At 61.6% G+C, this 13,608-nt stretch carries 7 protein-coding genes; 3 read left to right on the top strand and 4 right to left on the bottom strand.

Annotation, left to right across the window (positions count from 1 at the left end; translation table 11 throughout):
- Window positions 1-604: ribosome maturation factor RimM (gene rimM / locus VEZ52_RS08135; protein ID WP_324836380.1), on the top strand; the 604-nt coding region annotated here is incomplete at its 5' end.
- Window positions 605-763: 159 nt separating this feature from the next.
- Window positions 764-1,624, top strand: coding sequence for a bifunctional DNA-formamidopyrimidine glycosylase/DNA-(apurinic or apyrimidinic site) lyase (gene mutM / locus VEZ52_RS08130; RefSeq protein WP_324836379.1), 861 nt, complete (start codon window positions 764-766; stop codon window positions 1,622-1,624).
- A 238-nt stretch (window positions 1,625-1,862) separates the two neighbouring features.
- Here mutM and pbpC read toward each other — a convergent pair whose 3' ends face one another.
- The 3 genes from pbpC to VEZ52_RS08115 all read right to left on the bottom strand — a co-directional run bounded on the left by pbpC (window position 1,863) and on the right by VEZ52_RS08115 (window position 11,105).
- Complete coding sequence (gene pbpC, locus VEZ52_RS08125; protein WP_324836378.1) at window positions 1,863-4,250, bottom strand: penicillin-binding protein 1C; 2,388 nt, start codon at window positions 4,248-4,250, stop codon at window positions 1,863-1,865.
- The gene (locus tag VEZ52_RS08120; RefSeq protein ID WP_324836377.1) at window positions 4,234-9,945 is read right to left on the bottom strand and encodes an alpha-2-macroglobulin; all 5,712 of its coding nucleotides are present in this window, start codon (window positions 9,943-9,945) and stop codon (window positions 4,234-4,236) included. Before VEZ52_RS08120 ends, pbpC begins: the two co-directional genes overlap by 17 nt.
- Window positions 9,946-10,184: 239 nt before the next feature.
- Entirely contained in the window at window positions 10,185-11,105 is a 921-nt protein-coding gene (locus VEZ52_RS08115) for a hypothetical protein (protein WP_324836376.1), read from the bottom strand.
- Here VEZ52_RS08115 and VEZ52_RS08110 point away from each other — a divergent pair.
- Entirely contained in the window at window positions 11,092-11,442 is a 351-nt protein-coding gene (locus VEZ52_RS08110; protein WP_324836375.1) for a hypothetical protein, read from the top strand. The two genes, VEZ52_RS08115 and VEZ52_RS08110, sit on opposite strands and share 14 nt — an antisense overlap.
- Before the next feature lie 13 nt (window positions 11,443-11,455).
- Here VEZ52_RS08110 and ppk1 read toward each other — a convergent pair.
- On the bottom strand, window positions 11,456-13,608 hold a 2,153-nt coding region (gene ppk1, locus VEZ52_RS08105; RefSeq protein WP_324836374.1), incomplete at its 5' end, for a polyphosphate kinase 1.

Genomic DNA, 13,608 nt, shown 5'->3' with positions numbered 1-13,608 from the left:
CCGGAAACCCGGCAGAACTGGAAGTATGACGGAAACCTGGATTCATATGGGTACGCTGGCGCGGCCCCACGGCATCAAAGGGGAGATCTGCATCGACTGGCATGCGGACTCCCCCTTGCTTTTGGATACCCCCCTCTGGCTACAGAGGGGCAAGGACGCGCCGCGTCGGGTCAAGATTGCGGCTGTGCGCAGCCACAAGGAGCGGCCCCTGCTCCTGCTTGAGGGCGTGGCCGACCGCACGGCGGCAGAAGCCCTGCGCGGCTGCAAGCTGTTTGTGAAGCGCGAAGATCTGCCGGAGCCTGATGACGACGAGGTCTATCTGGAAGATCTGCTCGGCTGTGACGTGGTGTTGCCTGACGGTGCCCGCATCGGCAGGCTCGACCATTTTGAGTACCCTGCGGGCCTTGAAATGTGGGTCATCATGACCGATGATGACAAGGAAGTGCTCTTCCCCGCGCGGCCTGAATTTATTGCGGGTTTTGATCTGGAAATTCCCGCTGTGGTCATTGACCCGCCCGAAGGGCTGCTGGATATTTATCTTGCCGAGAGCAAGGCCGAGAACAAGGCCGAAAGCAAGCCAGAGGACAAGACAGAAAACAGTTAAGGCACGGCGCAGGCTGTGCGCCGCAAGGTTTTCTGCTGTTCTGGCGGGCAAGATTTGATTGCGCGGCATGAGCCGCACTGAAACGGGGGAGGAACTTTCGGCGGAAGGTTCTTCCCCCGAAGTCATTGTACGCACCGCCAGCCACACACAGGAATGACCATGCCGGAATTGCCAGAAGTCGAAACAGTGGCACGCACCTTGCGCCCTCATGTGGAAGGCTGCGTCATCACGGGGGCAACCCTGCTGCGTGATTCAAGCCTGCACCCTCTGAGCCTGAGGCCCGAGGATTTGCAGGGCTGCGTCATTACTGGCGTGGGCAGACGCGGCAAGCTGCTGCTGCTTGAACTGGACGCCGCAAAAGCTGTCAGGGCAGACCTGCGCGGCGCAACCGGTCTGCGCCTTGCTCTGCACCTGCGCATGACAGGCCGCCTTATGACCTATGCCGCCCATACCGCGCCCGGCCCGCATACGCGCTGCGTGTTTGACCTCACGGACGCGCAGGGGCGGGAACGCCGCCTTTTTTTTGATGATGTGCGGGCCTTTGGCCTGCTGCTGGCAGGAACGCCGCAAACCATGCAGCAGTGGAGCTTCTGGCGGGAGCTTGGCCCTGAACCGCTGGAACTGACGGATGCCGCCTTTTCCGCCCGGCTCGACGGCAGAAATTCGGCCATCAAGGCTGTGTTGCTGGATCAGAAGGTCATTGCGGGAGTGGGCAATATCTATGCGGATGAAAGTCTGTTTGCCGCAGGCATCGACCCGCGCCGCAAGGCCGCCTCGCTCTCGGCGGCGCAGCGCAGCCGTTTGCTGCGTTGTCTCAAGGATGTGCTGGAACTTTCCATATCGCAGTGCGGCAGCTCCATACGCGATTACCGCGATGCCAACGGCAATGTGGGGGCTTTCCAGAACAGTTTTGGCGTCTATGGCCGCAACGGGCAGGCCTGCAAGGCCTGTGGACGCGCCCTTGAGAAAATCAAGGTGGCGGGCCGCGCCACCGTGTACTGCCCCCACTGTCAGAAATAGCGGTTTGCGCGTGGCTGCTTCTTTCCCTCACAACACTGCCGAACATCAAACGTCCGCTCCCCTCAAGAGCAGATTAACCTTGAAAATGTTCCAGGGGCTGTTACCTCTATGAGAAATTTTGTTCCCTGCCAAGGCAGGAAGCTTTTTATGGAGGGAGTGTACTTCCTTGGTACCCGACCGGAATAAAAAGGTCTCCTGATGCAGGCAGGGGGCAAAAGAGCCATTGAGTGAACAGCCCCTAGGGCGCGGCCCTCACGCGGATATTCCGCCGTGTGGCCCTGCCCGCATCGTCCACCACCCTCACGCTCACATCGCCTGTCGCGGCCTGCCAGAGCAGCGGCTCGCCCGGTGCGGTGCTGCCCACATAACTATCGTTGGCAAACCAGAAAAGTTCGTTCACGCCAGCCTCGGCATGGGCCATAAAAACCATGCTGCCGTTTTGCGCGTCTGTTGTGCGGCGGTAAACAAGTCCGCTCTTGGGCTGAATGATGGTGGGCGGCTGACCGGAGATTTTTTGCTCGCGGCGGCACTGCTCCTCAAAAGGCGGTGGCGGCGGCTTGGGCATGCCCGCGCGGGCGAACATGCGGGCCAGATCGCTGGGCCAGAATTCCCACACGCGCTGCTCGGTGCGGCCATCCTGCGGGGCGCAGGCCCGCAGACCGCTGGCCTTGTCTATCAGGATGGTGCGGAAAACGCCCGAGGGCGCCACAGGCGACACACCGGGGATGAACCATGTGAGCGTGGTTTCCGGGCAGAGGCTCGTATAAAGGTCGCCAGTTGCCACGCAGACGCGCAGTTTTTCTACATTGAGGTTGGGGGCCGGATCGCGGAAGGGATCTGTCATGGGTTCCGCCGCCGTCAGCTCCCGGGCCATATCCATAAAGAGGGGAGCGGCCACCATGCCGCCAACCAGCAGCGGATTGGCGGTATTGTTGAAATTGCCCACCCACACGGCCAGCACGTAGGGGCCGAACTGCCCCACGGCCCAGGCATCGCGAAAGCCGTTGGACGTGCCGGTTTTGAGCCGCACGGGCAGCATCGCGCCGCCCTGCGAGCGGGCCATCTTGTCCGGATCCGGCGCTTCCAGCATGGAGAGAGTCACAAAGGCCGCCTCCGGCGTCAGCAGGGGCAGGGCGGGGGCTGACGGCGCTTCGTCCGATAGAAAGCGCAGGGGCCGCCACACGCCCTTGTTGGCAAGCATGGCATACAGGCCCGCCAGTTCGCGCATGCTCACTTCCGCTCCGCCAAGCACCAGCGACAGGCCGTAGTGGTCTGCGCCATCGGCAAACTCCACCCCGGCGCGGCGCAAAAATTCGTACAGGCTCGGGCGGGTCAGTTTGGCTGCGAGGGTTATGGCGGGCACGTTGCGGCTGGCGCGCAGTGCTTCTGCCGCAGAAAGGGGGCCACGGAACGCGCCGTCATAATTTTCCGGATCATAGCCTGCAAAGCTGTGTGGCGTGTCTGCCAGCAGGCTTTGCGGATGGATAAGGCCCTGCTCCAGCGCAAGGGCGTAGATCATGGGCTTGAGGGTGGAGCCGGGGGAGCGCCGCGCGCGAGTGCCGTCCACCTGCCCTTCGATGGATTTGTTGAAAAAATCGGCGGATCCAGCCAGCGCGCGTACTTCCATGCTGGGCCAGTGCAGCAGCAGGGCCGCGCAGTTGGTGAGGCCGTAGGCGCTGTGCCGCGCTGCAAAACGGGCAAGCTGGCGTTCTATGCGGCGCTGGGCCGTGGTATCCAGCGTTGTGCGCAGTATATCCGCGCCGGGGTGTTGCAGCAGCTCCGTGCTGAGATGCGGCGCGACAAAGGGCATATCCTGCGGGCTGTAGACGCGCAGAGGAGCGGATTCCTTTTTGCCGAACCACGTTTCATTGAGCCTGTGCACGGCCTGGCTGAAGGCCTTGTTATCGCGGGCCGGCCTGCGGCGGGAAGGGTTTTGCGGCACCAGCATGAGGGCGGCGCTTTCCGCCGGGGCAAGCTGTGCGGCTGTTTTGTGAAAATAACACACCGCCGCCGCTCCCAGACCCTCCACATTGCCGCCATAGGGTGCAAGGTTGAAATAGGCCTCGAGGATTTCTTCCTTGCTGAAGCGCCATTCCAGTTGCAGGGCCAGCAGCATCTGCCGCAGCTTGGCCCCCATTTTCCCGGTTTCCAGCCCGTATGCCAGGCGGGCCACCTGCATGGTGATGGTGGAGCCGCCCATGCGGCGGCCCCCCGTTGCTATGCCTGCGGCGGCGCGGAAGAGCGAAAGGGGATTGATGCCCGGATGATGCCAGAAGAACCTGTCTTCGTAGCGCAAAACGGTATCCACGGCAGCAGGGGGGATGTCCGCCAGCCGTGTGCGGATGCGGTATTTCTGATCGGCGGAAAGGCTGACCCGCATGATGCCGCCGCGTTTGTCCAGCACCATACGTGAGAACTCCACTCCCGCCAGCGGGTGCGGGCAGGGGGCAAAGGCCAGCCAGAGCAGCAGGGCCGCCAGCGGCAGAGCCAGTACGCATGCGGCAAGTGCCAGACGCCTTCTGCGCCGCAGCAGGGCACGGAAGGCGTCTGGCATATGGGCAGCCCGGTTCCGCACAAGCGGCAAAGCCATACGGAACCGGGTCAGAAGCTTATTCGACAGTGACATTACCGCCGCCCGTGCGGGCGGTTACAGCCGGGTTGTACATGGCTTCCGCCGTGGCTGCGGGCAGCACAAAGCGCCCTCTGGAGGCAGCCCGCACCTTGTAGGTAAAGGTCTGGCGGTCGCCGTTCAGATCCACAAAGAAGATGCCCCTGTCCTCGCGGCGTTCGTAGCGCACCAGCCCGTCCTGCGACTGACTCTGTCCGTTCCTTTCCAGCACGGGTTCAAATCCGCCGGGCAGCAGATCCAGCAACACCACGTTGTTGATCTCTGCGCCAGCCTGTATGGCCAGTTCGACAGTGATGACGTCGCCAAGCCTGGCCGTGGTAATGGTCTCACCCTTGGAGTCAAGGTAGCGTCGTTGCAGGCTGATGCCATTGGAGGCATCGCTCATGACCGCGCGGTCAAAACCTTCTGTAGTCACCAAGAGGCTGAGCAGAGGCTCGCCCTGCGGTATTTCGACGCGGTAGCGGGTGCAGCCCGGGGCATCAAGAACAAGCGCTCCGCCAAGGGGCGATGCCTTGCCCTCCGCCGGGGTAAAGCCCTGGGCGTACTGCTGGCAGGCCAGGCTGAGGCTGTCTGCCTTGAGGGCGTTTGCGTCACCCATGACCAGCAGGGTTCTGGCTCCAAGGCCCATATCCACAGTGGTCGCATTTGTGCTGAAGGCGCTGTCCAGCAGGTCGGCCATACGCAGACTCTTTTTCTTTTCCGGGAAGTGCCGCACCACCATGAGGGCATGCAGCGCCTGAACTGCGCCGTTGCTCATGAACGCGTCATCGCAACGGGTGAGTGTCGCGGGCATGCGCTGCTCGGCCCTGCGCCGCAACCGCAGCATGTCGTAGCTGTCGGCCAGGAAGGCGGCGGCTATGTCGTTTTCCCATCCTTTGAAGTTGTCCTTGAGCCACTGCTCGATGCGCTCCAGATCCTGCGTCATGATGCGGCCATCGCGTTGCAGAATCCAGGCCCCGTAGAGCTTGACGCGGGCGTCGGCCATGTCTGTGGGCGAGCGGCCCACAATGGATTCAAGGGTATCGAGCAGGTTGTGCGAAAGCCCCTCGGGCGTGACAGTGCCGCTGTCCCGCAAGGTCAGCAGAAAGTCCGCCGCGTAGGCGGTGACAAAGTCGCTGGCTGTGCCGCCGGGCCACAGGCTTACGCCTTCATACTGGGTAAAGTTGCCCATGATGGCGCTCAATGCGGCGCTGATAACCTTGTTGCCGCGCTTGAGCATGGTCTCGGGGCTGATGTTGGGATTACGCAAGACCTCGTGCCGTGCCTCGGGCGAACCCAGCAGGGCCGCATAGGGCATGGCGCGGCTGATGAGCTGCTCCGTGCAGCCGTAAGGGTAGGTGTCCAGCCGCGCAAGCAGCGAACGCAGGGCAAGCACGGGCATGGCGCCCACGCTGGCCTGTCCCTGAGCCTCAAAGGGATACAGGTTGCGCTGCACGTCAACGCTTGCGGGGCCGCGCAGCGGGGTAATGCTCTCCGTGCGCAGACGCGGCATGGGCGGGCGTATGGATACCGTCTGTGTGCGGATGACGGGCTTGTCTGCCTTGGAGTTTTCAAGGTTCGCGGTAAAGCGCACGGCGGCTTCGCCAAGAATATCCTGCGCCCGCATGCGGAAGTTGATGGTTGCCTCGCCGTTTTCGTCCACGGTCACAGTCTGGGGGGCGGGGTCCTGAGCAAAGGTCAGCCCGCCGGAGGTGCTTTCCATCTTCACGCGCACCCGTGCGCCGGGGCCGCTGCCTTCAACGGTGTTGGCCACAACCAGCGCGCCGTCAAACTCGTCGCCGGGGGCGGCAGCCAGCGGCAGCAAAGGTTTGAGAATAAGCGTACCGCGCACTTCCATGGAAGCTTCCGTTCTGCCTGCCAGGGCAAGACCCTGCCTGGGCGCGGCGCTGCCCACGGCCATGATGCGGATTTTGCCGCTGGCGTACTGCGGCACGGTAAAGCGCACTTCTGTACCCTTGGCGTCCACGGGCACAATTTCCTGCCACAGGGCAAAGGGCGGCTCGCCCCTGCGTTTGAAAGGATTGAGGAAGCGCCCGCCGGGGCCGGACATGTCGCCGCCGAAACCGGGAATGCGCCCACGCAGGCGCGCATGGTCGGGCATGAGCAGGTCAAATATCTGTGCGGTGCTCACATCCAGCGCCCGGTCGCCCAAAAGGTCGCGCAGCGGGTCTGGCGTGGTAAAGCCCGTGAGTTGCAACACGCCTTCATCCACGGCAAAGATCAGCGCACGGCCCGGCACCCGGGAGGTAAGCCGCACGGTGACGGTATCACCCGGCAATGTGCGCGCTGGGGCGGTAAGGGCAAGGCCCAGATCGCGCTGGTCAATGCCCGCTATAAAGGGAGCCACGGCGACCACGTGCGGTTTCATATAGACCACGTCCGAATCCAGCGAACGGGCGTAGGAAACGTTCACGTAGCCCCGACCCTGGAAGTCTTCGGGAATGCGGATTTCCTGCACGCTTTCGCCAGCCTGGGCCGTGAACCAAGCCTGAGCCAGCACGTTTTCGCGTTCAATGGTTATGAGGCCCGCACCCGCATAGGGCGTGGAAATACGCATCTTGATGGTGTCGCCGGGGGCGTACTGCTGTTTGTCGAGCTTGAGGCGCAGATCGCCCTTGGCAAGGGATTCGGTGGAAAGCGCGGAAGGCTGGGCAAGCCTGTCGCCAGCCACCGTATAGGGGATAACCGCCAGCACGGCCCCGTCCGGCTGCCGCACGGTGAGCAGAAAATCGCCCGCATCCGTGGTGGGCAGGGGCAGGGAGAGGCCCTGTGCGCCAAGATCAAGAGTCTTGCGCACCAGTTCCGTATCAACGGGCGTGGCATCGTAGCGGTATTCGCCCCTGGAATCAGTCACCAGACTGTTGACGTAACGCCGGGCGGAAAACACGGCTTCGGCCTTGGCAAGGTTTACGGGCGCGAGGTCATTGTTCAGCACCAGCAGGCGCAGGGAGGCCTTGGCGTTTTGCGGAATGTAGTCAAGGTTGTTGACCTCGCCTTCAGGCTTGTAGCCAAGGGCCACGGCCAGAGGCGAGAACAGCGAATCAAGCTGGCGGGTAACGGCCCTGCCGCCCGCTGGCTCAAAGCCTTCGATCTGCACAGCCCCGCGAAGGGTACCGGCCTGCAACCTGCCCAGAGGCAGGGCAAAGGCGGCTATGCCCTTGCTGTCTGTAAAGGCGGCGGGCAGCTCCAGCGACTGGCCTTCGCCCTCAAAGCCCGCAGGCTCATAGAATGTATAGTCTTCGTATCCCGCAAAGTGCAGGCGGCTTTTTTCCGTGCGCAGGGTGGCCTGAACGCGGTGATTGACCGCGGGTTCGCCATACAGATTATCCAGCCGCGCCTGCGCTTCCACAGCCGGGGCGTCCTGCCCGGTGCGTATCCAGCCCTTGGGCGCTGCGGGCGTAAACGAGGCCGCAAGGGCCAGGGTGTCGGGCTGGAATTCTTCAACGCGCACGCGGGTGCTGCCCAGCACGGGCGAAGCGCCGGATCTGGCAGTGTCGCCCGGCAGGCGTACATCAAGCTGATACGAGCCCACGGCTGCATCTTCGGGGCAAGCCCAGTCAAAGGAATTCAGACCGTCATCGCCCACGGTAAAGGCGCGGCGCATGACCTCCGCCCCGGTGGGGCTGACAAGCACGGCCTCCAGCGGCAGACCGGCGGGCATGGGCTGCCAGTCAAACCGCCGCACAATGCAGCCAAAGTGCAGGGTTTCGCCCGGCAGATAGATGCCGCGCTGGCTGAAAACCGAGGCGCTCAGGCCATCCGCCGAGGTGTGGCGGCCAGAAATGGCAAAGTTGCTGTAATCCACCATGCGGGTGGCATCGTCCAGTGAGAGCCACGCCAGATCCTGCGGGCCAGCGTCTTTGCCGGCATCGGCGGCCTTTCCTGCTGCGGGGGCCAGAGCCACCACAGCTACGGGGCGCTTTTCGCGTTCAAGACCATTGGCGGGCGGCAGGTCGGCGCGGCCCTGCGCGTTGGTGACGGCGCTTTGCAGCGGCAAACCGTTAAGGCCCAGCAGGCGTACTTCCGCCCCTTGCACAGGCTTGCCGGTGCCCAGATGCTGCACAAAGACCGTGCGCGCGCCGTCCCCTGCCATTTTAACGGTCAGGCCCATATCTGTGACAAGCAGCAGGCGGGCAGCGTAGGCAATGGATTTATCGCCGTTGTATCCTGTCAGCTCTATGCGCATGAGGCCGTGCACCGGCTCCTTGCCGCCGCGCAGCAACGGGGCCAGGTCAAGCACGGGAAAGGATGAAGCGCCTGCCTGTTCCTTGCGTACTTCAATGCGGCCTTCCACCACATCGCTCATGACGTCCATATCTGCTGTGGGGTATTCAAAGCCTGATTCTTTTGCGGCAAGGGCCAGAAAAGGATCGCGGACGCGCTCGGCGCGCCAGGCCACCGAGGTAAGACCCGTGGCGTAAATATCCAGCTTTTTTTGGCCGCTCAGGGTCAGCACGTTGCCGGGCTGCAAAAAGCCCACTTCGGTGCCGAGGGAGGGTACAGTCATGATAAAGCGGCGAACCTGTGCGGTTTCCGGCCCTGCGGTGGAGGGCAGGCCCTTGTCCACTGCGGCCAGCAGGCCGCGTCCCGCCTCCGCGGGAATGCGCAGCAAAATACGGTCTGCCGGTTCATCGGCTGCCTGCATCAGCTCCGGCTTGAGGCGCGTGCCGTTTTTAACGTCATCAGGGCTGATGGCGGGCATTTTTGTCCAGTCAGCATCTTTCCCGGCCTCGGCGGTGAGCTTGCGGGGCAACTGGATAAGCTCAAGCTTGCGCAGCAGCTCTGTGGGCAGGACGCGCAGGGAGGTCTTGACCTCAAGCTGGAATTTTTTGTCCAGCTTGTCGTCATAGACGGGATTAATAGTAATTTTAGATACATCCATCAGGCGGGCGCGTCCGGTGATGGAGAAGAGGGCCTCCACGCTCGGCGGAGCCTTGGCGTCCTTTTTGGGCGCAACGACCACGCACTTGCCAGAACCTTCGGCAAAGGCGGGCAAACCCTTGATGCTGATGCGGGCCGCGGCGTTTTTTTCCGGCAGGGCTGTGACGGGCGCGGTGACGACCACCTCGTCGCGGCGTTCGTTCCACACAAGGCGGGGCGCGCCGAGGGCAAGGCCGCTTTTTGCATCGCTGGGGCCAATGGTGATGCGGCCATCCATATCCTGAGTGCCCACGGGCCAGATAAAGCGCAAGGGGACGGAAACGGCATGCGCGCCCTTGGGCGAGGGGTCGATCCAGAACGTTTCCTTGCCCACGCGCACGGCCTGAGGCTGGGTGGCGTACACGGCTTGCCGCTTGAGAGAGAACCGGCCCGGCAAAGCCATTTTTTCAAGAGAAATGGTGTAGCGGGTGTCGGGCGTCAGGTGTTCCTTGGGGGTGAACTCCATGGTGGAGTCGTCCGTCCAGCGCCACACACCGGCTACGGGCGGCGTCATGCGCACGCCTTCCACAACGCGGCCTTCCTCCCCTGCGGGAGAAGAGGCGCACTGGCGCGACCAGTCCGCGCCGTATTCCTTTTTGCAGCGGGCTTCATCCACCTGAAAAGTTATGGAAAACCCTTCGCGGCGCAGCCAGTTGTCCTCCTGCGGATTGCTGGGTGCGGCCACCCGGTAGGCAGGCCCGGCCAGAGCCGGAACGGCTTGCAGAAAAACGGCCAGAATTATGAGCAGGAAACGCAGTGGCGTTGTCGGCATGATTCCTCCGCAGTGCGGTAAAGGGCAGGAGCGAAAATCCGGTACCCGCATGGCCCGGAGCGCTGCAAAACAGGTGGAATTATGAAGGAAGCGCCCGCTAACGCTACGCGTTAACAGGTGCTATGCTATGAATGCCGGATTCGGCACTATTTGTCTACGGCGGGCATGAAACAAGGACAGGCACTGTCGATTTGCGCCGGGGGGAGGCGCAATCTGCGAGAGATGAAAAGTGTGCAGCCCTAATGCGCCAGCCCGGGGCAGGCCCGGTCTTCGAGGCTGTCCGCATTGAGCCACATGTGACGGATGATACCGTCCACAAGGCCTATCTTGGGTATGACAAGCTGCTTTGCGCCCGACATGTCAACCACGCCGAGGAATATGTCCAATGCCGGAACAATAACGTCCGCCCGGTAGGCGTTGAGGCTGTACTTTTCCATGCGGCCTTCCAGCGGCAGGCCCAGCAGATCCTTGTAGAGGGCGCGCAGTTCCGGCGCGCCAACTGGCTTGCCGTCCCGTTTTTCGAGCAGTTTTGAAACCTTGTTGATGTTGCCGCCCGAGGCAATGACGCATTGCGGCGCATAGGTTTCACCCAGCCTGCGCATTTCTGCGGCAAAGCGTTCGCGTTCACGAGGGTCCACGGCTTTGGCGAGAATGCGCACCGTGCCGAGCTGAAAAGAAAAAGCCTCTTGCAGCTTGCCGTCGCGCAGGGCCACCACCTCAGTGCTGCCGCCGCCCACATCCACGTACAGGGCGCTGTTCACATCGGTGTATCTGGCCAGGGCGTTGGCGTTAAAGAGAATCTGCGCTTCTTCCAGCCCGCTGATGATATCTATGCGCAGGCCTGTTTTTTCGCGCACAAGATTCATGATGTCCTGCCCGTTGGCGGCATCGCGCATGGCGCTGGTGGCGCAGATGCGGTAGTGGTCAACCCCGTAGGCCCGCATGATGTGGGCAACGCCGATCATGGCGTCCACAAAGGCGGCCTGCTTTTGTTCAGAGATGGCCCCATAAAGGAAAACATCCGTCCCAAGGCGAATGGGAATGCGAAGGTAGGCGTTTTTTTTGACTGGCTTGTCGGGGCTCAGATCCTCAACGTTGCTGATGAGAAAGCGTATGGCGTTGGAGCCCACGTCAATGGCGGCAAGCATGCTGGGTTTCACTCTGTCTCCTCTGGAGCATTTAACACTTGAAATACCCGCGGCAGGCAAAGCCTGCCTGCGCGCATTTCGGGCAAGGATTTTCAGAAAAATCCTTGCAGAGCAGCTAACTCGCTTCATTAGCAAACTACTCTTGCGGCAGGGTGTGAAATGCCTTGCGGTAGTTACCGCACGCCTTGAGGCGCGGTTCGGCAAGACTACACCAAGACCGCAGGAATATACACTGGTTTTTAGGGTGAGGGGTGCAGGAAAGCCTGCGCCTTCAGGGCTTGTTTATATTGAATGCCTGCATGTCGGCGCGGATTTTTTCAGCGCTCACGCTGAGCAACCAGGCCTTTGAATGACAGACAGCTCTATGTTTCGGCCATTGCTTCAACCGTATTGTTGCGCACAGCGGCAGGGGACTTGCGCGCGGGCTTTCTGCTTTTGGCTGCGGACGCCCGCAATTTTTTTGCCCGGCTGGTTGGGGCATGGGCGGCAGGCCCATCTGCCGCGGGGCGGGCGGCCATGCGGCTGTAGTATTCGTGCAGCACCGTTTGCGAGCGGCAGGGGGCCACGGATTCGCCCTTGCTGTATTTGTTGACCCCGGTGCCGTCAAGAATGCGGGCCTTGACGTTATCCGCCCACTGGATGTCAAAAATGTCCCGCAGGTTCTGGCGCAGGGCCGGGCAGTGGACAGGGGCCGCCACTTCCAGCCTGCGGTCAAGATTGCGGGGCATCCAGTCTGCGCTTGAGATATAGGCCAGCTCGCTGCCGTTGTTGCAAAAGAGCGCAATGCGCGCATGCTCGAGAAATTTGTCCACAATGCTGATGGCCTGGATGTTTTCGCTCAGATCCTGAATCTGCGGCTTGAGGCAGCAGGCGCTGCGCACAATGAGGCGTATTTCCACCCCGGCCTTGCTGGCGCGGTAAAGCAGCCGGATCATGGATTCATCAGTAAGGCTGTTGAGCTTTACGTGGATGTAGGCCTTTTTTCCGGCTCTGGCATTGCGTATTTCGCGCTCGATGGCGTTGGTGAAAAAAGCGCGCATGCACTGGGGGGCCGCCACCAGCTCACGGCACGAAACCGGTTTGTGCGAGGCATTGAGAAAATTGAATATGGTGCGGGCGTCTTCCGCAAATTCCGGATTGGCGGACAGAAGCCCCATGTCGCTGTACAGTCGCGCCGTATCTTCGTTGAAGTTGCCGGTGCCGATGTAGACATAGCCTGTTTTTTTGCCGCCCTCGGCGCGCTCCACAAGAATGACCTTGCTGTGCACCTTGAGGTCTTTGAGACCGTGGATGACGCGCACCCCGCCCTGGTGCAGCATGTCGATGCTTTTGACGTTGCGCTCCTCGTCAAAGCGGGCCATGAGCTCCACGCAGGCCGTAACCCTTTTGCCGTTCTGCGCTGCGTTTATAAGGGCGTTGATGATGCGCGAATGGTCTGCCGTGCGGTACAGGGTGATGGAAATATCCGTCACCTTGGGGTCGATGGCCGCCTCGCACAGAAATTCCACCACATGATTGAAGGTATGGTAGGGAAAGTGCAGCAAAATATCCTTGCTGCGCACCACCTTGAGGATGCTGGAGAAGGGCTTGATATCCGGATGGGTGAGGGCGGGCATGACGGCGTTTTCCAGATCAGGCCGCACGCGCGGAAAGCTCATGAGACTGCGCATCATGTGGTAGCGCGCGCCGGGGTCAAGCTCGCTCTTTTTGAGGTTGAGCTTTGAGGCCAGCAGAAAAAGCAGGTCTTCGGGCATGGCGCTGTCGTAGATAAGGCGCACGGGGCGGCCCCGCAGGCGGTGTTCCAGCCCTTCTTCCATTTTTTCAATGAGGCTTTTGGACACGTCGTCGTCAAGGCTCAGCTCCGCATCGCGCATTACCTTGAAGGTGTATGCGGAAATGCGGTCGTAGTTGAACATGAAGAAAATATTGTTCAGGCACAGCCTGATGATGTCGTCCACAAAGATGATGTCGTGGCAGCCGGGCGACGAGGGCATTTCCACAAAGCGCGGGCAGGCGGCGTTGACGGGGATGCGCAGCACCGCATAGCGGCATTTGCCGGGGGCGGCGTCCGATTCCATCTTGACGGCATGGTATATCTGGCTGTCTTGAAGAAAGGGCAGCCGGGCGGATTTGTTCAGAATGAGCGGCACCAGCTGCGGATAGACCACATTGCCGAAATAGCCACGGCAAAAGGCATCCTGCCCTTCGCTGAGTTCTGTTTCATCGCGCACGCGTATGCCCTCGTGCTCCATGGCGTCCAGCACTTCCTCGTAGGTTTCGCGAAAGGCCGTTTGCGCGGTGGCGGCCTTGTCGTTAACGCGCTGCAAGGCTTCATCCGGGGTTAGGCCGCCCATGAGCAGCGGCTTTATTTTGTTTTTGGAGCGGGTAAGGCGCACAAGGGAAGCCACGCGAACCTTGATGAATTCGTCCTGATTGCTGGAAAAAATACCCAGAAAGCGCAGCCGCTGCATAAGCGGCGTGGAGTGGTCGCGGGCTTCCTGCAATATTCGTTCGT

It is taken from the genome of Desulfovibrio sp. (genome assembly GCF_035644575.1).
In the GTDB taxonomy this organism is placed as follows: domain Bacteria; phylum Desulfobacterota; class Desulfovibrionia; order Desulfovibrionales; family Desulfovibrionaceae; genus Desulfovibrio.
This window is presented reverse-complemented; position numbering and strand designations above follow the sequence as displayed.

Bases quoted from the DNA above. Each gene is read 5' to 3' on its own strand.
- pbpC (WP_324836378.1), bottom strand. From the start codon at position 4,250: ATGTCACTGTCGAATAAGCTTCTGACCCGGTTCCGTATGGCTTTGCCG.
- VEZ52_RS08120 (WP_324836377.1), bottom strand. From the start codon at position 9,945: ATGCCGACAACGCCACTGCGTTTCCTGCTCATAATTCTGGCCGTTTTT.
- VEZ52_RS08110 (WP_324836375.1), top strand. From the start codon at position 11,092: ATGCTGGGTTTCACTCTGTCTCCTCTGGAGCATTTAACACTTGAAATA.
- mutM (WP_324836379.1), top strand. From the start codon at position 764: ATGCCGGAATTGCCAGAAGTCGAAACAGTGGCACGCACCTTGCGCCCT.